Origin of the sequence: Alistipes sp. CAG:29 (genome assembly GCF_000435435.1) — a bacterium.
In the GTDB taxonomy this organism is placed as follows: Bacteria; Bacteroidota; Bacteroidia; order Bacteroidales; family Rikenellaceae; genus Alistipes; species Alistipes onderdonkii.
Genome location: NZ_FR893423.1, coordinates 31,716 through 57,082 on the forward strand (window position 1 = coordinate 31,716; position 25,367 = coordinate 57,082).

The 25,367-nt window shown below is 60.8% G+C and carries 16 protein-coding genes and 1 pseudogene; 6 read left to right on the plus strand and 11 right to left on the minus strand.

What is annotated here, in order from left to right; genetic code table 11:
- Positions 1-25 precede the first annotated feature (25 nt).
- Complete coding sequence (gyrA, locus tag QVP03_RS03315; RefSeq protein ID WP_022332188.1) at positions 26-2,575, minus strand: DNA gyrase subunit A; 2,550 nt, start codon at positions 2,573-2,575, stop codon at positions 26-28.
- A 233-nt stretch (positions 2,576-2,808) separates the two neighbouring features.
- Here gyrA and QVP03_RS03320 point away from each other — a divergent pair, with 233 nt between their 5' ends.
- Positions 2,809-3,588 carry a formate/nitrite transporter family protein gene (locus tag QVP03_RS03320; protein WP_022332189.1) on the plus strand — a complete coding sequence of 260 codons (780 nt, stop codon included), beginning with the start codon at positions 2,809-2,811 and terminating at the stop codon, positions 3,586-3,588.
- Positions 3,589-3,591: 3 nt separating this feature from the next.
- Here QVP03_RS03320 and QVP03_RS03325 read toward each other — a convergent pair whose 3' ends face one another.
- The 8 genes and pseudogenes from QVP03_RS03325 to QVP03_RS03360 form a co-directional block, all read right to left on the minus strand.
- Positions 3,592-4,629, minus strand: coding sequence for a hypothetical protein (locus tag QVP03_RS03325; RefSeq protein ID WP_022332190.1), 1,038 nt, complete (start codon positions 4,627-4,629; stop codon positions 3,592-3,594).
- 2 nt (positions 4,630-4,631) lie between these two features.
- The gene (locus QVP03_RS03330) at positions 4,632-5,282 is read right to left on the minus strand and encodes a hypothetical protein (RefSeq protein WP_022332191.1); all 651 of its coding nucleotides are present in this window, start codon (positions 5,280-5,282) and stop codon (positions 4,632-4,634) included.
- Positions 5,283-5,289: 7 nt separating this feature from the next.
- Positions 5,290-8,239, minus strand: a pseudogene (locus QVP03_RS03335) (DNA translocase FtsK 4TM domain-containing protein).
- 100 nt (positions 8,240-8,339) lie between these two features.
- On the minus strand, positions 8,340-9,146 hold the full coding sequence (murI, locus tag QVP03_RS03340; RefSeq protein ID WP_022332194.1) for a glutamate racemase: 807 nt from the start codon (positions 9,144-9,146) through the stop codon (positions 8,340-8,342).
- A gap of 89 nt (positions 9,147-9,235) precedes the next feature.
- Positions 9,236-9,760, minus strand: a complete 525-nt coding sequence (locus QVP03_RS03345; RefSeq protein WP_022332195.1) for a shikimate kinase — start codon at positions 9,758-9,760, stop codon at positions 9,236-9,238.
- A gap of 10 nt (positions 9,761-9,770) precedes the next feature.
- Positions 9,771-12,572: a DNA gyrase/topoisomerase IV subunit A gene (locus QVP03_RS03350; protein ID WP_022332196.1), complete on the minus strand. Its 2,802-nt coding sequence runs from the start codon at positions 12,570-12,572 to the stop codon at positions 9,771-9,773.
- A 5-nt stretch (positions 12,573-12,577) separates the two neighbouring features.
- The gene (locus QVP03_RS03355) at positions 12,578-14,452 is read right to left on the minus strand and encodes a DNA topoisomerase IV subunit B (RefSeq protein ID WP_018697296.1); all 1,875 of its coding nucleotides are present in this window, start codon (positions 14,450-14,452) and stop codon (positions 12,578-12,580) included.
- A 3-nt stretch (positions 14,453-14,455) separates the two neighbouring features.
- The gene (locus tag QVP03_RS03360; protein WP_022332197.1) at positions 14,456-15,184 is read right to left on the minus strand and encodes a lysophospholipid acyltransferase family protein; all 729 of its coding nucleotides are present in this window, start codon (positions 15,182-15,184) and stop codon (positions 14,456-14,458) included.
- Between the two features lie 688 nt (positions 15,185-15,872).
- Between QVP03_RS03360 and QVP03_RS03365 the strand changes: the two genes are divergently transcribed.
- The 5 genes from QVP03_RS03365 (at position 15,873) to QVP03_RS03385 (ending at position 23,493) form a co-directional block, all read left to right on the plus strand.
- On the plus strand, positions 15,873-18,239 hold the full coding sequence (locus QVP03_RS03365; RefSeq protein WP_022332198.1) for an outer membrane beta-barrel protein: 2,367 nt from the start codon (positions 15,873-15,875) through the stop codon (positions 18,237-18,239).
- Positions 18,240-18,830: 591 nt separating this feature from the next.
- On the plus strand, positions 18,831-20,138 hold the full coding sequence (locus QVP03_RS03370) for a retropepsin-like aspartic protease (RefSeq protein WP_022332199.1): 1,308 nt from the start codon (positions 18,831-18,833) through the stop codon (positions 20,136-20,138).
- Between the two features lie 40 nt (positions 20,139-20,178).
- Positions 20,179-21,336, plus strand: coding sequence for a 6-bladed beta-propeller (locus tag QVP03_RS03375; protein ID WP_256166105.1), 1,158 nt, complete (start codon positions 20,179-20,181; stop codon positions 21,334-21,336).
- Between the two features lie 153 nt (positions 21,337-21,489).
- Positions 21,490-22,644: a DUF4396 domain-containing protein gene (locus QVP03_RS03380; protein WP_022332201.1), complete on the plus strand. Its 1,155-nt coding sequence runs from the start codon at positions 21,490-21,492 to the stop codon at positions 22,642-22,644.
- 135 nt (positions 22,645-22,779) lie between these two features.
- Positions 22,780-23,493 (plus strand): Bax inhibitor-1/YccA family protein, encoded by a 714-nt coding sequence (locus tag QVP03_RS03385; RefSeq protein ID WP_018697304.1) that lies wholly within the window; start codon positions 22,780-22,782, stop codon positions 23,491-23,493.
- A 75-nt stretch (positions 23,494-23,568) separates the two neighbouring features.
- Here QVP03_RS03385 and QVP03_RS03390 read toward each other — a convergent pair whose 3' ends face one another.
- Together QVP03_RS03390 and QVP03_RS03395 are read right to left on the minus strand one after the other, a co-directional pair.
- Complete coding sequence (locus QVP03_RS03390) at positions 23,569-24,144, minus strand: LemA family protein (RefSeq protein ID WP_018697305.1); 576 nt, start codon at positions 24,142-24,144, stop codon at positions 23,569-23,571.
- Between the two features lie 138 nt (positions 24,145-24,282).
- The gene (locus tag QVP03_RS03395; protein WP_022332202.1) at positions 24,283-25,191 is read right to left on the minus strand and encodes a TPM domain-containing protein; all 909 of its coding nucleotides are present in this window, start codon (positions 25,189-25,191) and stop codon (positions 24,283-24,285) included.
- Between the last annotated feature and the right edge of the window lie 176 nt (positions 25,192-25,367).

Genomic DNA, 25,367 nt, shown 5'->3' on the forward strand with positions numbered 1-25,367 from the left:
TTTAAAGTTTTCAAATTCATTTCATCTATTCCTCGGCCGGCTGTCCTGCTTCGGGCGTTGCGGCCCCGTTTTCAGCAGCCTCCGCGGACTGTACTTCTTCTTCATCGCCGGCAGCAGGCACGGCCATCACCGAGGCAATGGCATCGCCGTCGCGCAGGTTGATGATACGCACGCCCTGCGTGGCACGACCCGCCAGGCGGATCTGCGACACGGCCGTACGTATGGTAAGTCCCGAACGGTTGATAATCATCAGGTCGTTGTCGTCCGTAACGGCCTGTATGGAGATAAGTTTGCCGGTTTTCTCCGTCACGTTGATCGTCTTCACACCCTTACCGCCGCGGTTGGTGATGCGGTATTCGTCGAGGTCGGTACGCTTGCCGTAACCGTTTTCGCTCAGCACCAGCACGTCCTGCGTCGAATCGGGTTCCACACAGATCATGCCGATCACCTCGTCGGACTCCTCGATCGAGATGCCGCGCACACCCGCACCGACACGCCCGATCGGGCGCACCGTCGACTCGTTGAAGCGGATGGCCTTGCCTTCGCGGGCCGCAATCATCACTTCGGCGTTGCCGCTGGTGAGCTTAGCCTCGATCAGCTGGTCGCCCTCGCGGATGACGATGGCGTTCACGCCGTTCTGGCGCGGGCGCGAGTAGGCTTCGAGCTTCGTCTTCTTGATCGTACCGTCCTTGGTACACATGATGATGAAGTTGTTGTTCACATACTCGGCGTCGTTCAGGCGCTTGACGTTGATATAGGCGCGAACCTTGTCGTCGGGTTCGATCTGGATGACGTTCTGGATGGCGCGTCCCTTCGAGGAGCGTGCGCCCTCGGGGATCTCGTAGACCTTGAGCCAGTAGCAGCGCCCCTTCTCCGTGAAGAAAAGCATCGTATTGTGCATCGAAGCCACGTAGATATGCTCGATGAAGTCCTCGTCGCGCGTGGCACTGCCCTTGGCGCCGACGCCGCCGCGGTTCTGCGTGCGGTATTCGGCCAGCGGGGTGCGCTTGATGTAGCCCATGTGCGAGATGGTGATGACCATGTCGTCGTCGGCATAGAAATCCTCGGGGTTGAACTCCTCGGAGGCATAGACGATCTCCGAACGGCGCTCGTCGCCGTATTTCTCCTTGATTTCGAGCAGTTCGTCCTTGACGATCTGCATCTGCATGCCGACATTCTCCAGCACGTCCTTCAGGTGGGCGATCAGCTTGGTAAGATCGTCGCGCTCGGCGGTCAGTTTGCCGTACTCCAACCCCGTCAGGGCGCGCAGGCGCATCTCGATGATGGCCGAAGCCTGGATGTCGCTCAACTCGAAACGCTCGATCATCGCCTGCTTGGCAGCGTCGGGCGTCTGCGACGAGCGGATGATGTGCACGATCTCGTCGATGTTGTCCTGTGCGATCAAGAGACCCAGCACGATATGCAGGCGCTCCTCGGCCTTGCGCAGGTCGTAGCGCGTGCGGCGCACCACCACGTCGTGGCGGTGGTTGACGAAGTGCATGACCAGATCGCGCATCGGCAACAGCTGCGGACGGCCGTTCACAAGCGCGATATTGTTCACTGCAAACGAGGTTTGCAGCGGCGTATTCTTATAAAGGGTGTTGAGCACGACGCTCGCCACGGCATCGTGTTTGAGGATAATGATGATCCGCAGGCCGTCACGGTCGGACTCGTCGTTGATGTAGGAAATGCCGTCGATCTTCTTCTCGTTGATCATGTCGGCGATCTTCTTGATCATCTCGGCCTTGTTGATCATGTAGGGGATTTCGGTGATGACGATGCACTCGCGGCCGCTGGGGGTATGCTCGATGTCGGTCTTGGCACGCATCATGACGCGGCCGCGGCCCGTAAGCATGGCCTCCCGGACACCCTCGTAGCCGTAGATAATACCGCCCGTGGGGAAATCGGGGCCCTTGATGAAATGCAGCATCTCCTCGCCCGTGATCTCGGAGTTGTCGATATAGGCGCAGCAGGCGTCGACCACCTCGCTGAGGTTGTGCGGGGCCATGTTGGTGGCCATACCGACGGCGATACCGCTGGCGCCGTTGACGATCAGCAGCGGGATCTTGGTGGGCAGCACCGTGGGTTCGGGGATCGTATCGTCGAAGTTGAGCGTCCAGTCGACGGTCTCCTTGTCGATGTCGGCCATCACCTCGTCGGTGATCTTCTTCATGCGGGCCTCGGTATAACGCATGGCAGCCGGCGAGTCGCCGTCCATCGAACCGAAGTTACCCTGGCCGTCGACCAGCGGGTAGCGCATCGACCACTCCTGCGCCAGACGCACCATCGCGTCGTAGACCGACGAGTCGCCGTGAGGGTGGAACTTACCGAGCACGTCGCCGACGATACGCGCCGACTTACGGGTCGGTTTGTCGGAGTAGAGGTTAAGCTCCGCGCTCATATCGTAGAGGATACGGCGGTGCACGGGCTTCATGCCGTCGCGCACGTCGGGAAGCGCACGCGACACGATGACCGACATCGAATAGTCGATGTACGCCGACTTCATCTGCTCTTCGATATTGATAGGAATGATACGTCCTGTCAAACCTGCATTCTTTTCTTCTTCAGTTAGCATCTTATCTCTTTAAAATTACAGTCTTTTAACGAACAAAAATACGATTTATTTCCGATCTGAGCAACTTTAAGCCGATAAATATCGCCTCCGCGCGGAAGATTTCCGGAACGATGCCCCGTTTTTGCCCCTTTTCCGGCGATCTGACGGCCTCAAAAAAAATTCCCGGCAGACTGACGGCGTCCGCTTGCGCGTTCCGGATCGTTTCACTACCTTTGCGGCCTCTATTCCCGAACATGGCACAGATAAACACACCCCAGGAAGTACTCGCGCGGGCTCAGCAGTCGGCAACGGGCAAAATGCAACTCCCGGCGGGCAAGACCCTCCTGCTGGCATTCCTGGCCGGCGCATACATCGCCATGGGCGGACTCTTCTCGCTGATGGCGGGGTTCGGGTTCCCCGGGGTGGCCGAAGCGCCCGGGTTGCAGCGCCTGCTCTCGGGGCTGGTATTCCCGCTGGGGCTCATCCTGGTGGTATTCGCCGGGGCGGAGCTCTTCACGGGCAACAACGCCGTGCTCGTACCCGGGGCGCTGGGCCGCAGGTACGGATGGGGCAAGGTGCTGCGCAACTGGGGGCTGGTATACGCGGGGAATTTCATCGGGGCGGCCTTCTTCGCCTATTTCCTGGTGGTGCTGCCCGGCGTACTCTCGTCGGAGCTGTGGCGCGAAGCGGCCTGCAACGTGGCGCAGGCCAAGGTCTCGATGCCGTGGCTGACGGTATTCCTGCGCGGCGTGGGCGCCAACTGGCTGGTATGCCTCGCGGTATGGCTCGGGCTGAGTACCGACGACGCGGCAGGCCGTATGATGGGGTTGTTTTTCCCGGTCATGTGCTTCGTGGTGATCGGCTACGAGCACTGCATCGCCAACATGTTCTTCATCCCGCTGGGGATGATGCTGGGCGCCCCGGTGACGGCGGCGGACATGGTCGCCGCAAACCTGGTTCCCGCCACGCTCGGGAACATCGCGGGCGGCGGCATCTTCGTCGGCGGGCTCTACTGGTACCTCAACCGGAAATAGGGGTCAATCCGCCAGCCTGAGCCACAACCGCCCGTGGCGGAAATCGAAGACCACCCGGAATGCGGAGAAGAATTTTACGCCGAGGAAACCGTCGCCGGGGAGTTTCATCGGTTTGTCAAGCACCACGACAGGCAGCCCGCCGAAGGAGTAACACCCCATGAAAGTGGCGACGGCGGGCATCAGCACCCGCAGGGTCATCCCGCCCGGCGTATGGCCTTCCACCAGATCGACAGGGGCGCGTGACACGAATTTTCCGACCTCAGGTTTGAACGCAAAGAGTGCCAGCAGGTTGGCGTTGCCCAAATCGACGACCAGCCGCATCGGCATCGCACGGCTGCGTCCCCGGTCGTCGGACAAGCGCACCGTATCCATGACCCAGAACATCCCCGACTGCCCGTCGGGCACCAGTTCGTAGGCCTCCCACCCGTCGCCGGGCTGCGGCAGGCTCCCGGATGAGAGCGGGCGGAAAATGCCGCGGCGGACATCGAGCTCGAAAATACCGGGCGCGGCCACGCTGTCGGTCGTGAAGGTATGGAGCGGGTAGAGCAGGTCGCAGGGCCTGCGTCGCCTGAGGTCGACGACATAGCTCTCGCGCAAACTGCGCGTATCCCCCACCCTGAGCCCCGGCGCCAGTTTATAGCGGGCCGAATAGTCCGTGCCGCCGGCCATGCGGAAACGCACGGGACGTTCGAGTTCGACGGGTTCGAAAAGCCCGGGGTGCGACCAGACCAGCGCGCTGTCGATCAGCGGAAAATAGACGCCCGATTCGAGGAACACCCGCACCGGTATGGAATCCCCTACGAAAGACGCCGCATAGAGCAGATCGCGCTCGCAGGTAAGCTCCCATGCCGTGCCGGAAGGCTGTTGCCCGGCCGGGCTTCCGGCTCCGGGAACCGAACCGGGCATATCCGCCGCAGGGCGGTCATGTCCGGCGGCAGGGGTATGCCCGCCCGCCGGCGACGGGTTTCCCGGCGCCGCAGCCAGCATCGCCGCGGGGATGGCGACGAACAACAGCAGCATGATGGGTCGGCAGTGCAACATGGTCAGCGGAAGTCTATGAATTCGTACCCGGCGTAGTTATCTTTCGCAAAGGCCTTGAGCGGCGTTTCGAGGGGCTTGATGCCCAGCACCGAAACCTGCACCTGCTCGCCGTCGTAATCGTAGCGGAGCGACACGGGACGCATCGCGGCGGTATCGACCGTAAGGACGATATTGCCCGCCGAGGAGGTATTCCCCGGCGCAGGGGTCAGCCGCACCACGGCACGGCCCTCCTGCTCGCCGGCGAGCGACGCGGCGTATTCGCTGCCGAGGAAATCGAAGGCATGGACGGGGTTATTGAGGATATTGCGGCTGTCGGTGTCGACCACGTCGATCGTCACCTCGCGGCGGCGGTTGTCCACCTCGTAGCGCACGGCTCCGTCGCAGTAGACCTCGGCATCGCCCAGCACGAGGTAATAATTCTCCCCCTCGACGGCATAGCGCCCGCGCGTGACGTATTCGTCCGAGCGCACCTCGAACGACACCCCGTAGGCACCCAGCGCCCGGAAGCCGTCGCTGACCCCGGCCAGGATCGCGTCGGCACGGTCGGCGGCCGGGACATTATTTGCGGCAGCCGGAACATTGACAGCGGCCGGGACTGCGGCGACGGATTGCATCGCGGAAAGCAGCAACAGGAGGGACAGGAGTCGTTTCATGGCAGCATCAGAATAGGCCCAGCTCCTGCAACTTGGCTTCGAGCGAGGGCATGTCATGGAAAAGGATGTCGCGCGGCTTGGCTCCCTGCTGGCGGCCGACGATGCCGGCACGTTCGAGCTGCATCATGATGCGCCCGGCACGGTTGAAGCCCACCTCGTAGTTGCGCTGGATCATCGAGGTCGAGATATTGCCGCCCGAAACGGCGTCGCGGGCGATCTCGGCGAAGAGTGAATCGTATTTCACGGGGGCGGAGTCCTCGCTGCCCATGCTCCCCGAAGAATCGCCCGTATCGGGCGTATAGTCGGGCAGCGAATAGGCCGAAGTATAGCCCTGCTGCTTCGATATATACTCGACGATGCGTTCGACCTCCTTGGTTTCGACCAGCGCGCACTGGATACGGGTCAGTTCCCCGTCCTTCGAGAAGAGCATGTCGCCGCGGCCGATAAGCTGGTTGGCCCCCGGCTGGTCGATGATCGTACGCGAGTCGATCATCTGCATCACGCGGAAGGCGATACGCGCGGGGAAATTGGCCTTGATACCGCCCGTGATGACCTTCACGTCGGGGCGCTGCGTGGCGATGATCAGGTGGATGCCGACGGCACGCGCCTTCTGCGCGAGGCGCATGACGGGCCCCTCGACCTCGCGGGCGGTCATGATCAGGTCGGCGAACTCGTCGACCACCACGACGATATAGGGCAGGTAGCGGTGCCCGTTGAGCGGGCTGAGCCGCCGGGCGGTGAATTTCTCGTTGTACTCGGCGATGTTGCGCGCCCCGGCTTTCTTGCAGAGTTCCAGGCGGCTGTCCATCTCCGTGCAGAGCGAATTGAGCGTATAGACCGCCTTCTTGGGGTCGGTGATGATGGCATCGTCCTCGGACTCCATCTTGGCGAGGAAATGGCGCTCGATCTTGGCATAGAGCGAGAACTCGACCATCTTGGGGTCTATCATCACGAACTTGAGCTGCGCGGGGTGCTTGCGGTAGAGCAGCGAGGTGATGATGGCGTTCAGCCCCACGGACTTACCCTGTCCCGTGGCGCCGGCCACTAGCAGGTGCGGCATCTTGGCCAGGTCGAAGACATAGTTTTCGTTCTGGATCGTACGGCCGATCACCACCGGGAGCTCGGCCTTCGACTCCTGGAAACGCAGCGAACGCACGGCGGAGTACATCGACACCACCTGCTTGTCGCGGTTGGGCACCTCGATGCCGATGGTTCCCTTGCCGGGGATAGGGGCGATGATGCGGATACCCAGCGCCTTGAGGCTCTGGGCGATGTCGTTTTCGAGCCCCTGGATCTTCGAGATCTTGACGCCCTGCGCCTGCACGATCTCATAGAGCGTCACGGTGGGGCCGACCGTGGCTTTGATACGCTGGATGGGGATGCCGAAATTGCGGAGCGTGTCCTCGATCTTGGTCTTGTTCTCGAAAATCTCCTCGTCGCTCACTTCCGAGTCGGAAACATAGTCTTCGAGCAGCGTCACGGGCGGCTTGTGGTAGTTCACGAGGTCTTTCAGCGGGTCGTAGCTCTCGGTCGGGATCGCCTTTTCGTCGACCAGGCGGGCTTCGTTGGCCTCGACGGTCACGACGACGCCCCCGGCAGGAACGGGTATCTCGGTGAACGGCCCGTCGGGGAGCGGCTCCCCGGATACAGGAGCGGCAGCGGAGGGCATCCCGGCAACAGAGGGCATCCCGGCAACAGAGGGCATCCCGGCAACCGGGGCCGGTGTCCGGACAGGTTCTTCCCCGCCCAGGGATAATTCGGTGAAAGGTTCGTCGGACACGGGCGCAGCAGGCCGGACAGCAGTGCCGGCGGCAGGACGCACCGCGGGGCGTTCCAGCTCGACAAGCCCGCTGGGGCCGATCACCAGCCGGCCTTCGGGGCGCGACAGGTCGACCTCGGTAAACTCGCCGTCGTCATCGGATGCGGCGGCCTCTGCCGCCTGCGGGGCTTCGGGCACAATGGGCATGCCGTCGGGGCCCAGTTCCACGAACGGATTGTCGTCCGCATCGCGGCGGGCGGCCTGCGGGGCGGCGGGAGTCCCGGCGGCAGCAGGCCCGGGAGTACGCACGGCGCGGGGCATTTCCGGCACCGGACGCTGCACGGCCAGTTCGGGTTCGGGACGGCGCACGACCACCTCGGGCTCCGCCTTCACGGCAGACTCCACGGCCGGAGTGTCGGCCGACCGCCCCCCCGGCGGGGGTGCCGGCGGCCCGCCTGGCAGGCCTCTCCCCGGGATTCCCGGCGGATTCCGCGGCTACGGCAGCCGCATCCCCGGCGGCATCGGACGTTTGCCCGTGCGCGTGCACGACCTTATGTTTGACGATCTCTACGATCCTGCCGCTCTTGTCGACCATGACGTTGCCCGCACGGTTGACCTTGTTGATGAAGTTGCGGTTGATGAATACCCCCGTAAGGATCCAGCAGCCCAGCAGCAGGATCAACGTCCCCAGCACCCCGATATGCGTGCGCAGCAGCGCTGCGGTCTCGATGCCGAAGGCACCGCCCCACCCCGTCGAACTGCAAAGGCTCCACTTGTCCGAGAAGGCGAAGCCCAGCGTCAGCGAACCGAGGATCAGGATGAGGAAAAGCGAGAGGATCGAATGGTTGAACAGCAGCGGGCGCTGGCGGATGACGCGCACGCCGACGAGCACCACCATCACCGGGATCAGAATGCCGGACACGCCGAACGAGTTGTCGACCAGCAGGCGTCCCAGCCTGGCACCCGCCCAGCCGCAGAGATTTCCGGGCTCGACGCCCAGCGTGGCACGTTCCTCGGGCGAGAGCAGCAGCCCGCTCTGGTCGGCCGCCCAGGTAAAAAACGAGAACAGTACGGCCGAGGCGGCGAACACCCCGATGAAAAGCAGCAGCAATCCTGCGACCCAGCGCGCACTGTCGCTGTTGGAACGCTGGACTTTCTGCCGTCCGTTGGGGGATGAGGATGTATTTTTAGATGCCATCTGTGTTGCGCTTGATTTTTATCAAGCGAAGTTACGCATTTTTTTCGACATTTCGGAATATCGCGATGTAAAATCGGGTTCGGAAGCGAATCCGGCGCTATTAAAGTGCCCCCAAGGCCTTGCGTTCCAGGCGGAGGCGGTAGGCCTCGTCGGCAAAGGTGCGGAACGTATATTCCGCGCGGTGGGCGGGGTCGACGTGCAGGCCGTAACGGTCGAGCAGCTGCACGACGCGGCGGGCGACGGCGGGCGAAGGGTCGACGACCGTGACGCCGCGGCCCGCGACGACACGTTCGAGGACGGGAAGCAGGAAAGGATAGTGCGTGCAGCCGAGCACGATCTGGTCGGCCCCGTGCTCCAGCATCTCCGCGACGGCGGCACGGACGGTAGCCTCGGCCTCGGGCGTAGCTTCGAGGTCGTTTTCGACCAGTTCGACGAAGCCCCGGCCTGGCGCCGTGACAAGGTCTACGCCGTCGCCGTACCTGGCCGCCGTGCGGCGGAAGAGCTCGCCGTCGAGGCTCCGTTCGGTAGCCAGTACCCCCACCACCCCGCTGCGGGTCGCCAGGCAGGCGGGTTTCACGGCCGGCTCCATGCCCACGATCGGCATGGGGGCGTATTTTTCGCGCAGGAAGTCGATGGCGGCGGCCGTAGCGGTATTGCAGGCCACGACGACCAGCTTGCACCCCTGCGCCACAAGGAAGGCGACCGCTTCGTCGGCAAGGCGCCGCACCTCCTCGCGGGGGCGCGACCCGTAGGGGCAGTTCTTACCGTCACCCAGGTAGACGAGCGACTCAGCGGGGAGCGCACGCCGCACCTCGCGCCAGACGGTCAGCCCGCCCAGCCCCGAATCGAAAACACCGATGGGTGCATTATTTGAAAGTTTATCCACGTCTTTCAGGAGTTGCAGCATATCATCGTCCGCGGCACGGCCGCGTCGTATCGTTCGCTGCGGTTTCCGCGCCCCCGGGTACTCCCGGGGCCGCAGCCGCAGGGTCTTTTCTATTTCAGGCCGAGTTGCCTCAGGATATGCTCCACGACCTGGTCGTCGGACATCGCATCGCAGTCGACGACCAGATGCGCCTGCGCATAGAAGGGTTCGCGCACGGCCATATCGCGTTCCATGAAAGCGACCAGTCCGGCATCGTCCAGCCCCCGCAAGCGGGGACGTTTCCGGCGTCCGTAGGGGCTCAGGCGGCGGGCGATTTGCTCCGCAGTGCGGTGCAGGAAGACGGTATGCCCCACGCCGTTCATGCGCTGCATGTTATCGCTCCAGGTGGGGAGCCCCCCGCCCGTCGAGACCACCGTTTCGCCGCCTGCGGCGATCGCCCGTTCGAGCGCTTCGCGCTCCGCTTCGCGGAACCGTGCCTCGCCTTCATAACGGAAGACATCGGCCACGGAGGCTCCCGCCTGCTCCTCGACCAGCGCATCGGTATCCACGAAGCCGACGCCCAGCCTGCGCGCCAGCTTGCGCCCGAGGGTGCTCTTGCCGCATCCCATGTAACCGACCAAAAAGAGGGGTTTCATCGCCGGCAGGTCAAAACAGGTTCAGTTGTTCGGGGTCGATCACCTCGTCGGCATCGCCCCGGGCGCGTTCGATCTCGAACTCCACCCCGCCGGAAACAGCCGCAGCGTCGCCGGCACCGGCATCCGCCGCCCCGTCATCCGCCCCGCCGCCGGAGAGCAGGCCGTCGGGAATCTCCCCGGCATCGCCGTCATCCGAAGGTTCGGACTCGGGCGGCAGTTCGGGTTCGATGAAGCGCAGCGTAGCGACCTCGTAGGTCGTCAGGCGCTTGCCCTTGGCGCGGTGGCTCTTGACGCCGACGAATTCGTCGACGTCGACCTCGTCCGCTGGACGCGACGCATGCGCCCCCTTGTAGGTGATTTCGAGTTTGGCGCCCGTGCGTTCCGTCACGGCGACCAGATCGGCCTGTCCGTCCTCGTCGAGGAAGAACTGCATCTTGTCGCTCATCTCGGCCGTGAAGCGCTTCATGTAATAGAACTGCTGCGAGCGGTCGTAGTAGCAGACGCTGTAAACGCGGTCGGGCTCATAGCGGCTCACGCGCACGGTCTCGTCGGGGAAATGCTGCCCGAGGTCGTAACCCGTGATATAGTACTGGTTCTTCGACGTCCAGACGATGATCCGGTCGTCGCCCTTGAACTCGCCCAGCAGCTTGCCGCGGCCGTCGGCGTTCAGGCGGCGGACATCCTCGTCGAACCAGACGTTCTGGCCGCCGAGCGTCGAGGTGCCGCGCTCCTTGAGGACGATCTTGTGGATGCCGTAGCGCGAGAAGAGGTTGCCCTGGCTCTGGCGCCCCTTGATGGCGAGGGTCGAGAAATCGAGGTCGACGATCACCTTTTTCAGGCGCGGACGGGGCTTGAAGTAAACCTTCAGCACCTCGGCCTCACCGTTCGGATTGACAGACATATAGAGTATCTCGCTCTTGGGCGTGCCCTTGGTGATGTCGTACTCCTTGTCGCGCGTGATGGCCTTGATGGCGCAGCGCTTCATCATGATCGGGCCGTTCTTGCCGTCGCGGTACAGCACGTTGTAGATCGTGCGCTCGTCGTTGCGCTTGAAGACCCCGATGTAGTAGATGCCCTTCTCGAAGAAGGCCTTGTCGCTCACCTTGGTGATGACGTAGCGGCCGTCCTTCGTGAAGACGATCACGTCGTCGATATCCGAGCAGTCGCATACGAATTCGGCGTCCTTCATCGACTTGCCGATGCCGAAGAAGCCCTCGGCGCGGTCGACGTAGAGCTTGGCATTGGTCACGGCGACCTTCGTGGCCTCGATGTTGTCGAACTCACGCAGCTCGGTGCGGCGCTCCTTGCCCTTGCCGTACTTGTCGCGGATACGCTCGTAGTAGGCCACGGCGTACTCGGTGAGATGGTCGAGGTCGTACTGCGTGGCCTTGATGTCCTCCTCGATCTGACGGATCTCGTTGTCGGCCTTGTCGCTGTCGTAACGCGAGATGCGGATGAACTTCAGTTCCGTCAGGCGCTGCACGTCGGAGAGCGTGACCTCGCGGCGCAGCCGTTTCTTGAACGGCTCCAGCCCCTTGTCCACGGCGGCGTAGGCCTCTTCGCGGCTCTTGCAGCCCTCGATGAGCTGGTAGAGCTTGTTCTCGATGAAAATGCGTTCGAGCGACGCGGCATGCCAGGCTTCGTTCAGTTCGCCGAGCCGGATCTCCAGCTCGCGCCCCAGCAGCCACTTGGTATGCTCGGCCGAGCGACGCAGGATCTCGCTCACGCCCAGGAAATGGGGTTTCTCCTCCCAGATGACGCAGGCGTTGGGGGCGATCGAAACCTCGCAGTCGGTGAAGGCGTAGAGGGCGTCGATGGTTTTGTCGCTCGACTCGTCGGGCGAAACCTGGATGATGATTTCGACCTTGTCGGCCGTATTGTCATCGACCTTCCTGATTTTGATCTTGCCCTTATCGTTGGCCTTGATGATCGAATCCTTGATCGACTCGGTGGTCGTGGTATAGGGGATTTCGGTGATGGCGAGCGTGCGTTTGTCGATCTTCGAAATCTTGGCACGCACCTTCACCGCCCCGCCCCGCAGGCCGTCGTTATAGCGGCTCACGTCGGCCATGCCGCCCGTCGGGAAGTCGGGGTAAAGCTGGAATTCGCGCCCTTCGAGGTGTGCGATGCAGGCATTGATGAGCTCCACGAAGTTGTGGGGCAGGATCTTCGACGCCAGACCCACGGCGATGCCGTCGGAGCCCTGCGCCAGCAGCAGCGGAAACTTGATCGGCAGCGTGACGGGTTCCTCCTTGCGGCCGTCGTAGGACAGCATCCACTCGGTGGTTTTCTTGTTGAAGACCACTTCGGAGGCGAACTTCGACAGGCGCGCCTCAATGTAACGCCCCGCGGCGGCCTCGTCGCCCGTGAGGATATTGCCCCAGTTACCCTGGCAGTCGATCAGCAGGTCTTTCTGCCCCAGCTGCACCAGTGCGTCCTTGATCGACGCATCGCCATGCGGGTGGTACTGCATGGTCTGTCCCACGATGTTGGCCACCTTGTTGTAGCGTCCGTCGTCGACGACCTTCATGGCGTGCAGGATACGCCGTTGCACGGGTTTGAGGCCGTCCTCGACATGGGGTACGGCGCGTTCGAGGATCACGTACGAAGCGTAGTCCAGGAACCAGTTCTTATACATGCCCGTCAGTTTGCGCACGCCCCCTTCGTCCTGCGTCAGGCGGTCGAACTTGCCCGCCCTGGCCGGGGCGTCGGCCGCAGGGGCCGCGTCGGCCGCATTGCCGGCGGTCTGAGGGGTCGGGGCCTCTTCGTTGAGCGGCTCGTCCCGCCCGATGGTATCTTTTTCTTCTGCCATATTGCTTAGTTGATTGCGAGATCCTGCTCGACGATGTCCTCCTCGATGCGCAGGTTGTCGATGATGAAGCCCTGCCGTTCGTAGGTGTTCTTGCCCATGTAGAACTCCAGCAGGTCGTGGATCGGGTCGTCCTTGGTGATGCGAACCTTGTCCAGGCGGATGTTCTCGCCGATGAATTCGCGGAACTCGTCGGGCGAAATCTCGCCGAGGCCCTTGAAGCGCGTGATCTCGGCATTGGCGCCGCAGCGTCCGACGGCCTTCTGCCGCTCCTCCTCGGAGTAGCAGTAAAACGTCTCCTTCTTGTTGCGGACGCGGAACAGGGGGGTTTGCAGCACGAACAGGTGCCCCTGGCGGATCACGTCGGGGAAGAACTGCAGGAAGAAGGTCATCATCAAAAGGCGGATGTGCATGCCGTCGACATCGGCATCGGTGGCGATGATCACCTTGTTATAGCGCAGGTTGTCCATCTCCTCCTCGATGTTGAGCGCAGCCTGCAAGAGGTTGAACTCCTCGTTCTCGTAGACCACCTTTTTGGTCAGCCCGTAGCAGTTGAGCGGCTTGCCGCGCAGCGAAAAGACAGCCTGCGTGCGCACGTCGCGGCTCTTGGTGATCGAACCCGAGGCCGAGTTGCCCTCGGTGATGAAGATCATCGACTGTTCGGCCAGCTCGTGCTTGTCGGTGCGGTGTATCTTGCAGTCGCGCAGTTTCTTGTTGTTGAGCGAAACCTTCTTGGCCGTCTCGCGCGCCTTCTTCTGGATGCCCGAAATGGCCTTGCGCTCCTTCTCGTTCTCGACGATCTTCCGCTGGAGCACCTGCGCCGTCTCGGAATGCTTGTGCAGGTAGTCGTCGAGGTGCTTGCCCAGGAAATCGACGACGAAATTGCGCATCGACACGCCCGGCTCGATCTCCTTGGAGCCGAGTTTGATCTTGGTCTGCGATTCGAAGACCGGGTCGGTGACCTTGACCGAAATGGCGGCGATGATCGACGTGCGGATGTCCGAAGGATCGTAGTCCTTGTGGTAGAACTCCTTGACGGTCTTGGCGATGGCCTCGCGGAAAGCCGCCTGGTGCGTACCGCCCTGCGAGGTGTACTGGCCGTTGACGAACGAGAAGTAGCTCTCGCCGTAGCCCGTGCCGTGGGCGATGGCCACCTCGATGTCGTCGCCCGAAAGGTGGATCGGCGCATAGAGCGGCTCTTCGGTCATGTTTTCGTTGAGCAGATCCAGCAGGCCGTTTTTCGAAACGTAGCTGTTGCCGTTGAAATTGAACGTCAGCCCCAGGTTCAGGTACGTATAGTTGCGCACCATCTGCTCGACGTATTCGAGGTTGTAGGCATACTCGCCGAAGACCTCCTCGTCGACGCGGAACGAGATGAAGGTGCCGTTTTTCTCGCGCACGCCGCTCTCCCACCTGTCGCTCACCTCGAGCCCCTTGGCGAAGGTCACCGTGCGGGCCTCGCCGTCGCGTACCGAACGGGCCGTGAACTCGCCGGAAAGCATGTTGACGGCCTTAACGCCGACGCCGTTCAGGCCGACGGTCTTCTTGAAGGCCGAGCCGCCGTACTTACCGCCGGTGTTCATCTCGCTGACGGCCGCCGCGAGCGATTTGAGGGGGATGCCGCGGCCGTAGTCGCGCACCGACACCACCTTGTCCTCGATCGAAATGTCGATCTGGCGGCCGGCCCCCATGATGAATTCGTCGACCGAATTGTCGACGACCTCCTTGATGAGGACGTAAATGCCGTCGTCGGCCTGGGTGCCGTCGCCCAGCTTGCCGATATACATGCCGGGGCGCAGACGGATATGCTCCCGCGGCGAAAGCGTAACGATGGCGTCGTCGCCGTAGCTGTCGTTAGGATTGGTATTGAGTAAATCTGCCATAGTCTATTTTCGGTTTCGGATCTGGGCAAGGGCCGCGCTCATGGCGTCGTGCACCTCCTCCATCAGCACGTGCGTCTCGGTCGAGACGACCTTCGCGGCCGGTACGGGGGGCAGCACGCGGATGGTGATGCGGTTGCCCCAGTTGAACATCGCGTTCTTGCGGATAAGCGTCTTGGTGCCGTCCAGCACCACGGGGAGTATCTCCACGCCCGCCTCCCGGGCCAGCGTGAAGGCGCCCGCCTTGAAGCGGTGTATCTCGCCGTCTTTCGAACGCGTACCCTCGGGGAAGACGGCGACCGAAGCGCCGCGCGAGATCCACAGCTTGCCGTCGCGCACCATCTGCTCCAGCGCCTCGGAGGCGCGGCCGCGGTTGATGCAGATGTCGCCGTGGAGGATAAGGTACTGCCCGAAGAAAGGCGTCTTGAAGACCTCGCGCTTGGAGACCCAGCGGAAATTGAGCGGGATGTAATAGAGCGTCGGGATGTCGATCACCGTATTGTGGTTCAGCACGATGACGTAGCTTTTCTTCCGGTCGACATGTTCGAGCCCCTCCACACGCTGCCGCCAGCGGGGCGGAATGGCGAAGAAGGTGCGCACCAGGATGCGTGACAGCTCGTGCACCACGCGGCGGCCCTTGTCGAAGGGATAGCACACGACCAGCGCCAGGGCCGACAGGATCATGAAGAAGGTGCACAGCAGCACCAGGAAGATATAATAAACCGCGCTTATCATAGTTTCAGCATTTTTTGCCGGGCATTCCCGCCCCGCCGTGCCTGCCCTGCTGCCGGATCGCGTCGGAAACGGCATGGCGGAGCGTTCGGAATCACATCGGGGGACAATGAGCCATAATAATTCAATCTGCAAATTTAGGAATTATTCGCGGGATTCCAGCCTCGCGGCGCACGATTTTTCAACAAAATTTCGACGACACCTATTTTATCGGGGACAGCCCTCCCCCGCTTTCCGCGACGCAGAAAGCGTACGCCGACAACTATACAAAGGCGGAATGCTGACGGGGGTGCGGGACGCGGCAGCCGGCCGGTCGCCGCAGGTAATAGGCAGCAAAGCGGGAGATTCCGTTTTGAATTTCCTGCCTTTTTTATAACTTTGTGCCATACATATTAGCGAAAGCTATTGTTTTTGGGTAGATAAAACGACCAATTTTAACGAAGCCAAGAAAACAGTAGTATTCCCGCGTCACGCGCGGGCTCTACCTGTTTGGCTTCGGGTGCTTGGTCGTACCCATCTACCGACAGAGGGGAGTCCGCGTTTTTTCATGCATGAACGGCCGCCCCTCCCCGGGAAAGGATAATTTTTTTCGTAAAATTTAGTACTATGTATTGCAAAGTACAAATATTTTTACATATCTTTGCCTCGTCAACTAAAATGCAGTGCAGATTACAAACAACGACAGAATAGTATGAAAAAACTTATCTTCCTCATCGTAATACTGGCGCTGGCCGCCGCAAACGCATTCGCAGCCCGCATCTATCCGGCCGAGGGCCGCGTGGTGGACGAACAGGGACAGGCCGTGGAGTACGCTACGGTCGTGCTGCTGAAAGGCAGCGACCAGGTGGCGGGCATGGCCACCGACGACACGGGCCGCTTCGTGCTGAAAGTGCCTTCGGGCGAGTATACCCTGTCGGTACAATACCTCGGGTTCGACCCCGTCGTGCGGCAGGTGCGGGTCGAGGAGAACAACGACCTGGGCGAGATCGTGATGAAAAGCTCGACGACCCGGATCGAAGGCGTGGTGGTCAAGGCGCAGCTCATCCGCCGCGAGGCCGACCGCTTCGTGGTCGACGTGGCCAACGCACCGGCGGCGATCGGCAAGGACGGCATCGAGCTGCTGGAACGCGCACCGGGCGTTTGGATCGACGACGAGAAGATCTCGATAAACGGCAAGTCGGGCTCGAAGGTCTATGTCAACGACCGCGAACTGCGCATGGAGCCCGAGCAGCTGCTCACCTACCTGCGCTCGCTGCGCGCCGAGGAGATCCAGAAGATCGAGGTCGTACCGACGACGGGCGCCGACTACGACGCCGATTCATCGGGCGGCATCATCAGGATCACGCTCCGCAAACGCCGCGAGAACGGGTTGGACGGGTCGCTGTCGATGCGCACCACACAGAACGGGCGCCACCACTTCTATACGCCGAGCGGCAACATCAACATCCACACGGGGCGCCTCGACCTCTATGCCTCGGCGTGGGCCGACCTGGGAAAGGACACGGCCGTCTCGGACGAACACACCGACTACACCACGGGCGACACGAACCTCACGTCCCATTCGGAAATCGCCGAACGCGACCGCAACTTCGGCGGCAGCATCGGCTCGGTATTCGAAATAAGCCCCAAGCACAGCATCGGCGCAGAGTTCGAATACTGGCGCAACAACGAAAAGGGCCCGAACGACTCCTACACCGACTTCACGGACGCGGGCGTCGTGACCCGTACGCAAAGCCGTTACGACACGCGCAACATCCGCAACAACTATTCGGCGACGTTCAACTACATCTACAAGCTCGACACGCTCGGGTCGACGCTCAAGCTGCTGGCCGACTACACGCGCCGCGAAACGGAGGCCGGCAACGACAATTTCAGCCGCATCACCTCCCCCACCACGGCCGTCGACTCGACCTACCGCGACAACTCGTCGAGCCTCTACGACATCACGACCGCCACGCTGGCCCTCGACAAGAAATTCTCGCCCCGCTGGTCGCTGCGCGCAGGCGCCAAGTTCACCTACAACGACATGCACAACGACGCGCTCTACGAATACGTGAAGGACGGCGCGTGGGTGCGCAACGACAACCAGAGCTTCACGATCAACTATACGGAGAACATCGCGGCGGCTTACGGCATCGCCTCGGCCAACCTCGGGCGCTGGAGCCTCGTGGCAGGGCTGAGGGGCGAATATACCCACACCCGGGGCAAGGGCGGCGACATCTCGCAGAACTACTTCAGCCTCTTCCCCAACGCGAACGTCTCCTATGCCCTGACCAAAGACGGGGCCTACTCGCTCATCGCCCAGTATGCCCGCACGATCGAGCGCCCGCGCTTCTGGAGCCTCAACCCGCAGCGGTTCCAGATCTCGGACTACACCTACCAGACGGGAAACCCCGAACTCGACCCGGCTTACAAGCAGGACATCAGCCTGACGCTGGTGCTCAAGCACAAGTACACCCTCACGGGCGGCATGACGATCCAGCGCGACGAGATACAGCAGACGATACGCCCCGACGCGGACGACCCGGCGCGCCTGTGCCTGGCGTGGACCAACTTCGACACGACGAAAAACTATTACCTCACGGCCAACGCACCGTTCCAGTTCACCAAATGGTGGACGATGAATCTCAACCTCACCTACATCCGGCAGGGACAGCGCATCGACGAGCACAGCGCCGAAAAACATTACAACTTCTATTTCGTAAACAGCTCGACGACCTTCTCGCTGCCCGCGAAATTCTACATCGACCTGTCGTACCGGTTCCAGAGCCGCATGGACTTCGGCAACTGCTGGGTAAAACCGCTCCATTTCCTGAACGCAGGGATCAAGAAGCGTTTCGGCGACAAGTTCACCGCCTCGTTCTCGGTGCGCAACCTGATCGAGCGCCCGCAGCACATCGGTGCCCGCGGCGACGGGTTCGTGCGCATGGTCGACGTCAAACAGCAGTGGAACGACCGCAGCTTCACGATCGGGGTGACCTACAACTTCAAGTCGGGCAAAACCTTCAAACGCAAGGCGGTCGAAGCAGGTTCGGCCGACGAGAAGAACCGCCTGTAAAGCTCCCGGGGCAGCATCACGGGACACACGACCCGGATCGCATGACCCGAAACACAATATCCCGGAACGTACACAGCACCGCGGCACACAACATCCCCAAACGTGCACAGCAGGACACAGCATCGCGGGATACAACCCGGATCGCGTGACGGGGAACACAGCAACCCGAAAAGCAGCATCCTGAAACGCCCCCTCCCGACCAGTCGGCCGGGAGGGGGCGTTTGTCCGGTTGCCAAAGGCCGGCAGGGAAAGGCAGACGGCAATTGCAGGATACAGTTAAAAAAAATAAAATAGTATTTAATCGACTGAATAATTGTAAAATAAATTATTTATCCGTATATTCGATTTAAATTATTTCACAATTACAAACCCAAAACACATTGCATCCCTGCTCATCCCGCGTCTGAAAATAAAAAAAAACATCCTTCCGGAATACCCGGATCATAGCAGGCCGGATTCCGGCCTGTGCAACAAACCGGTCGTGCGGCGACTCCCGGCTCAAACCGGATTCGGGTTTTTGACGGACGATTGCGGATTTTCATAACGAAAATCGGTACTACACAGTAAATTGCAACTAAAACAAGGTCAACCATGTTACGAAAAATTTTCGGGCTGCTCATTTTCCCGATTCTGGGCGCTTCCGTCCATACTTATGCCCAGGAGGAGTATGACCAGCAAATTTTCCAATACATCAACCAGGAAAAATGGTTCGATGCCAAATCCCTTTACGACACCCGCCACGACGACCTGTCCGAGGTTATCCGCCTGATTTCCGGCGCATTCCTGGGAGCATATTTCAACAGGCCGGCCGAAGGGGTGGCCGCTATCGAAGAGCTGCTGGCCAAATACGGCGGACAGCTCGGGGGACAAGCCGTCATGTACAGGATGCTGGCTGCCAAGAATTTTGCCTCTATGCGTGCCTATGCGAAAATGGATTCTGTATTCACCTATATGCTGGCCTACGACGCCCCCTACCTCGACGACCAGACCCGGAAGGGGATTGCCTCGGGGCTGGAGCAATGCCGGAAGATAGCCCGGCTGCCCCGGACGGAGGTGATCGACCGCTCGCGGGAGGGTTCCCCCGGCACGGTCGGCATGGAGTTGGAGGACGGCCTATTTTACCTGAACGCAGGCTATTGCGGCAAAAGCGTGAAAACCCTGCTGGATATCGGGGCCGAATATACTTCGATAGACCAGAGCCTGGCCGACGAACTGGGTGTCCGGATATTTCAGGATTCACTGCGGATGTCCCCGGCATCTTACATGAAACTGGGAATTCTCGACTCCCTGCAAATCGGATCCATCACCCTCAAAAACGAGATTTGCTGTGTCTTCCCCGACGGTCTGGCGGCACGGAATCGGGAAGCGACCGCCGATTCGGGCATCACACGGATCCGGGCGATGCTGGGGATTTCGACGCTGAGGAAACTATCGGCCCTGACCGTGGATGTAGAGCACGGAACCATCACGTTCGACACCGGGAAGCAACCGCAAACCGGGATTGCCAACTTCATGCTGAAAGACAACATCCCCTACCTGTGGCTGGAACTGAACGGGATTCCGGCGATGATGCACTGGGACACGGGGATGAACGCCAAACCCCGCTTATCGGGCAAGTTCTATGCGGAACACGCATCGTCGCTCCCGGAACTGGGCCCCGTCCGCAAGGGGTCGGAAATAACCGCGGCCGGGGCAGCGGAATACCGTTACCATGCACTCGGCGGCATTTGCGCGAAGATAGGATCGCGGGAGGTGATCCTGCCGGAGGTGCGGGTCGTTTTCGACACGGAGGACATGCATACGGCGGAGGTGCCCGGTTATGACGGGCAGATGAACAACATCGTCGATGTGCGCCGGATACGGATCGACTTCGAAAATATGTGCGTGACGATGGAATGACGGCACCCGGATAACGGAAATGAAATTCAGATGTGAGGCTATGAATCGGACAGCAGTAATTGTTATAACCTGTATTACGGCCGGATATTTTACAGGCTGCGGCGCACCACAATCTGCGGATCGTATCGACGAGAGCCGGGCTACTACAATTAAAATAGCCACAAACAACGGCACACCCGATTTGGACAGTATTGTCCGCAACCATAAATTCACCCTCCTCGAGACATCGGAAGAATGTCTTGTCGGCGAAGTTTATAAATTATCATGCCGGAATAAAAAGTACTACATACTGGACCGGCACCTGCAAAAAGCCCTGTTCGTATTCGACGAAGAGGGTAAATTCCGCAATCGTATAGGACGCAGAGGCCGCGGCCCCGGAGAGTTTATCGAACCGACGGATTTCATCGTGTCAGACTCGACCGTAACGGTGTTCGACATGTTCGGCCATAAACTTCTCTATTACAATCCCGACGGAACATTTATAAGATCGGTACGCCTGCCCTACTCAATTTATGAGATAGAGTCGGGCGGCGACGGTTCTGCCATTTATGCCGTCGGCGGGGATAATTCCAAATGCGATTCGCTGAAAAACTACGAATTGCTCGAGATAGGCCCCGAGGGGGATATTCGGGCAAAAGTCTATAAAAACAAGTACTCGATGGATTTCAGCAACAAATACGATTTGCAGGGCTTCGACGAAGATGTTATCTACAAAAAGGCATTCCGGCCGGCAGTATACATGCTCCGGGATAAAAAATTATATGCAAAATATATTTTCGACATTCCTTCCCATGCACTTCCCGGCGACTATGAAAAACTGTGCAGGGGGAATTTCGAAAGGTTTATAAAACAATACAGGGACGAATACACCTATTTCAACGGTCAATTCTGGGAGACAGACCGTTATGCAGGAATCGGCATCACGGCCAAACGCATGCCCTACCTGGTGGTTTACGACAAGGATACGCACCGTACCGTATCGGGACTGGTCGGTATCACGTTCGGGGGAAACGAGCCAGACAGGAACGGACTGTTCGCCACGGTAATGAACGGCCCGATAGACGTAGCCGGGAACCGGATTACAGGTGTGCTCGACCAAACCAGGTTATCCCCCGGCATGCAAGCGGCATTGTTCGGCCAACGGGAGGAAACCGGCTATGCCAATCCGGTGATCGTCACATTGGATTTGATGCCCTGAGTTATTCGAGCGCACGCAGTGCGGGGTCTGCGAAACCAATTTTTCGGTTCCAGTCCAAGCCGACCCGGCTGAATCCCCCGCCCGGCTTTCGATGGCAGGACAGAGCGCAGTGCGGTATATAAATTGCTGCATGGCGGGGAAAAACACCTCGTCATGCAGCAATTCTATTATCTGGCAGTCCTGTTCGTGGCGGGCGGCGTGGGCTCGGCGCTCATCGTCGCGGCCGACCTGCGTACGCGCCGGCAACCGATGCGCATTATGGAAAGCGTATGGGTACTCACCGCCCTCTGGGCGAGTTTTTTCGGGCTATGGGCCTATTACGCCTTCGGACGCGCCACGCGGCACATGCCCGTGCAAAACAACGGCACCGGAAAGCAGAAAGACTCCGCGAAAATCAGCGAGCCGGCAAAAGGCGGCGGCATCGGGGAAAACGGAAACGAACGGAAGGTCGGCAGCGCCGGGCAGGAAACGGAGAACAGAAAGCCCGGCACGGGCCGACGGAAAGACCTGTCCGTAGCGGGGACGGATCCATGGAAGGTCTCGGAGCCGGAACCGGCCATGAACATGCCGGAACCGGCGATGACCGGGATGCAGATGGAGAACGGAACCACGACAGGAGCGGACGGGGCGGAAGATATGCCCGGAATGAAAGGGACGGCGCTCAAAGCGGGCATGGCAGATGAGGCGGGCATACCGGGAATGACAAACAGGATGGATATGCCGGGAATGACAAACAGGGTGGATATGCCGGGGATGGCTGACAAGGCGGACATGTCGGGGATGACAAACGAGCCGAACATGTCCGGGACTATGGAAGGCATGGACGGGATGGGGAATATGCCGGGGATGAAAGGGCGGCCGCGGTGGCAGCCGGTCGTCTTGTCGACGCTCCACTGCGGGGCGGGGTGTACGCTGGCCGATATCGTCGGCGAATGGTTCCTCTTCTTCGTCCCGGTAGCCATAGGCGGAAGCATACTGGCAGGGACATGGGTCGTGGATTACCTCCTGGCCCTGGCATTCGGCATCGGGTTCCAGTACGCCGCGATCCGGGGCATGGAACGCACGCTCCCGCGCGGTGAAGCGATACGCCGTGCCGCCAAAGCCGACATACTCTCGCTCACGGCATGGCAGGCCGGCATGTACGGCTGGATGGCCGTGGCGATCTTCGCGCTCAACGGCGGTGAGGCAATGCCCCGCACCTCGTTCGTATTCTGGTTCACGATGCAGGTCGCCATGGCATGCGGGTTCCTCGTGGCGCTGCCCGTAAATATCCTCCTGATCCGGGCCGGCATAAAAAAAGGGATGTAGCCGCACCGCATCCCCGGCGGCCGGCCGTGAAATTTACGCGGCTTTGCCCGAAAACTCCGATTTAATCGTTACCTTTGCGCCGACAGCGGAAAAACCGCAACGAAACGTAATTTCAGGTATACACAGGAAAACTTTATGGAAACAAGCACCAATTACAGCAAGACAGCCGGCGTGCGCAGGGCTGACAAGTCCGAGAACACCACCCTGTTCCGCAACGTCTACCTATGGATGACGATGGCCCTCTTCATCACGGGCGCAACGGCCCTGACGGTCTCCGACTCGCCGACGCTGCTCAATGCCATCTTCGGCAGCAAAGTCGCATTCTTCGGCCTGATCATCGCCGAACTGGCGCTGGTCATCATCCTCTCGTCGTTCATCTTCCGCATGTCGTTCCTCACGGCAACGCTGATGTTCATCGCCTACTCGATCCTCAACGGCGCGACGCTGGCTTCGATCTTCCTGCTCTACACCGCATCGTCCATCGCATCGACCTTCTTCGTGACGGCCGGCACGTTCGGCGCCATGGCGCTGTTCGGGTATTTCACCAAGCGCGACCTCTCGGGCATCGGGAACATGGGTTACATGGCGCTTATCGGCATCATCATCGCAACGGTGGTGAACCTTTTCCTGCGCAGCGAAACGATGATGTGGGTGATAACCTACATCGGCGTACTGGTGTTCGTCGCCCTCACGGCCTATGACACACAGAAGATCAAGAAGATGGTGATGAACGCCGAGGTCGTGGACGAATCGACGCAGAAAATCGCACTGCTGGGATCGCTGACCCTCTACCTGGACTTCATCAACCTGTTCCTCTACCTGCTCCGGATTCTCGGAAGCCGCAAGTAGTCAGGCACCGACAACACAAAAGGGACGGGATACGCTGGCGCGTCCCGTCCCTTTGCTTTCTACCCCGGAGCCGGGCTAAAACTGCACCCGGGGTGCGGTTTCGGTGCCTTCGGCAGCCTCGAAGTAGGGCTTCTGCCCGAACCCGAACAACTTGGCCACCAGATTGGCCGGGAAGCGGCGCACGGCGACGTTGTAGGTCTTGGCCACTTCGTTGAACTCCTTGCGGGCCACTGAAATACGGTTCTCGGTGCCTTCGAGCTGCGCTTGCAGTTCGAGGAAATTCTGGTTGGCCTTCAGGTCGGGATAGCTCTCCGACACGGCGATCAGGCGCCCCAGCGCCGAGCGCACCTGCGCCTGCGCCTGCTGGAACTCGGCGAGTTTCTCGGGCGTGAGGTCGTCGGCCGAAAGGTTGATCGAAGTGGCTTTCGCACGGGCCTCGGTTACGGCCTCGAAAGTCTGCGACTCGTGTGCGGCATAGCCCTTGACCGTGTTCACCAGGTTGGGAATCAGGTCGGCACGGCGCTGGTACTGCGTTTCGACATTCGACCATGCGGTCTTCAGCCCCTCCTCCTTATTGACAAATCCGTTGTACGTTGCGTAGAAGAAGATCACCACGACGGCGACGACTCCAATCCAAATCCATTTCTTCATAATATAAAGTGTTTTAAATTCATTCCAATCTTATCCCGTCGGGGCCGGGAAAACCATTCCGGCCGCCCGCAAAGCCAGCCTTTGTCCGGCAAACAGCCGCCCGCAACCGGCAAAGCCGCCCGGCATGCCCTTCGGCCTTTACCAGCGCGAGCCGGCACCGCCGCCACCGAACGAACCGCCGCCGAAACCACCGCCTCGCGACCCTCCGCCGAAGCCGCCGAAACCACGCCCCCCGATGATCGTGCCGCCGCCCGCGCCGCCGCCGAAATTGTCGTCACGCAGGTTTTTGGCCTGCCGTTTGACCACGGCGCCGCAATTCGAGCAGACGTAGGTATATTCGACCAGCCGGTAGTTGGGCGTCACCTTCAGGATGTCGCTCGACTGCTGCCGGAGTGTCAGTTTATGGCATTTCGGGCAACGCTTGCGGGCGTAGTAACCCAGCAGGATCACGCCCATCGGCACTACGACGAACCCGGTGACGATCAGGAAAACCGCCCATGCGGGCAGCTCGTCGCCGCCCGCATCGGCACCGCCCAGATCCAGTTCGCTCCCTTCGAGCAGCTGCGACACGGCTTCGACCCCCTGCACCATGCCGAGGCTGTAATCGCCCTGGCGGAATGCCGGGAGCATGTATTTGAGCTGGATGCGCTTGCAGATCGCATCGGGCAGCACGCCCTCCAGCCCGCCGCCCGTGACGAAACGGATCTCGCGGCGGTCTTTGACCAGCAGGATGCCCAGCCCGTTGTCGTTGCGGGCCTGCCCTACGCCCCATGCGGAGAAGAGGTCGATGGCGAAGTCGAAGACGTCGCCGCCCGCGATATCGTCCACGGCGACCACGGCGACCTGGGCGACGGCCTGCTCGCGCAGTGCAGCGCACAAACGGTCGATATGCGCCACGGCCTCGTCCGAGAGTATCCCGTCGGGGTTCGAGACGTAACGCGTGCGGTCGGCGCGCTGGACATTGGGGATGTCTTCGACGCGGTAGGTTTCGGCCTGTGCCGCGAGGCACGGGACGAACAGCAGGCAGAGGAGAAGGAAGCGTTTCATAATCATGGGCAAAAATAGGAAAAATTCCATAAAAGGAACGCGACCGCGCGGGGATTCGTATTCCGCGGCGGATAAAAACGGTACGCCGGCCCCGAGCGGGCGCCCCGGGCCGGGTTTGCAGGCCGCAGCCGGGCATCGGGCGGGGAAGCAGCCAGGCATCGGGCGGGCATCGGGCG

Bases quoted from the DNA above. Each gene is read 5' to 3' on its own strand.
- QVP03_RS03380 (WP_022332201.1), top strand. From the start codon at position 21,490: ATGCAGCAATTCTATTATCTGGCAGTCCTGTTCGTGGCGGGCGGCGTG.
- QVP03_RS03325 (WP_022332190.1), bottom strand. From the start codon at position 4,629: ATGTTGCACTGCCGACCCATCATGCTGCTGTTGTTCGTCGCCATCCCC.
- QVP03_RS03350 (WP_022332196.1), bottom strand. From the start codon at position 12,572: ATGGCAGAAGAAAAAGATACCATCGGGCGGGACGAGCCGCTCAACGAA.
- QVP03_RS03365 (WP_022332198.1), top strand. From the start codon at position 15,873: ATGAAAAAACTTATCTTCCTCATCGTAATACTGGCGCTGGCCGCCGCA.
- QVP03_RS03330 (WP_022332191.1), bottom strand. From the start codon at position 5,282: ATGAAACGACTCCTGTCCCTCCTGTTGCTGCTTTCCGCGATGCAATCC.
- gyrA (WP_022332188.1), bottom strand. From the start codon at position 2,575: ATGCTAACTGAAGAAGAAAAGAATGCAGGTTTGACAGGACGTATCATT.
- QVP03_RS03395 (WP_022332202.1), bottom strand. From the start codon at position 25,191: ATGAAACGCTTCCTTCTCCTCTGCCTGCTGTTCGTCCCGTGCCTCGCG.
- QVP03_RS03370 (WP_022332199.1), top strand. From the start codon at position 18,831: ATGTTACGAAAAATTTTCGGGCTGCTCATTTTCCCGATTCTGGGCGCT.
- QVP03_RS03355 (WP_018697296.1), bottom strand. From the start codon at position 14,452: ATGGCAGATTTACTCAATACCAATCCTAACGACAGCTACGGCGACGAC.
- QVP03_RS03320 (WP_022332189.1), top strand. From the start codon at position 2,809: ATGGCACAGATAAACACACCCCAGGAAGTACTCGCGCGGGCTCAGCAG.
- QVP03_RS03375 (WP_256166105.1), top strand. From the start codon at position 20,179: ATGAATCGGACAGCAGTAATTGTTATAACCTGTATTACGGCCGGATAT.
- QVP03_RS03345 (WP_022332195.1), bottom strand. From the start codon at position 9,760: ATGAAACCCCTCTTTTTGGTCGGTTACATGGGATGCGGCAAGAGCACC.
- QVP03_RS03385 (WP_018697304.1), top strand. From the start codon at position 22,780: ATGGAAACAAGCACCAATTACAGCAAGACAGCCGGCGTGCGCAGGGCT.
- QVP03_RS03390 (WP_018697305.1), bottom strand. From the start codon at position 24,144: ATGAAGAAATGGATTTGGATTGGAGTCGTCGCCGTCGTGGTGATCTTC.
- murI (WP_022332194.1), bottom strand. From the start codon at position 9,146: ATGCTGCAACTCCTGAAAGACGTGGATAAACTTTCAAATAATGCACCC.
- QVP03_RS03360 (WP_022332197.1), bottom strand. From the start codon at position 15,184: ATGATAAGCGCGGTTTATTATATCTTCCTGGTGCTGCTGTGCACCTTC.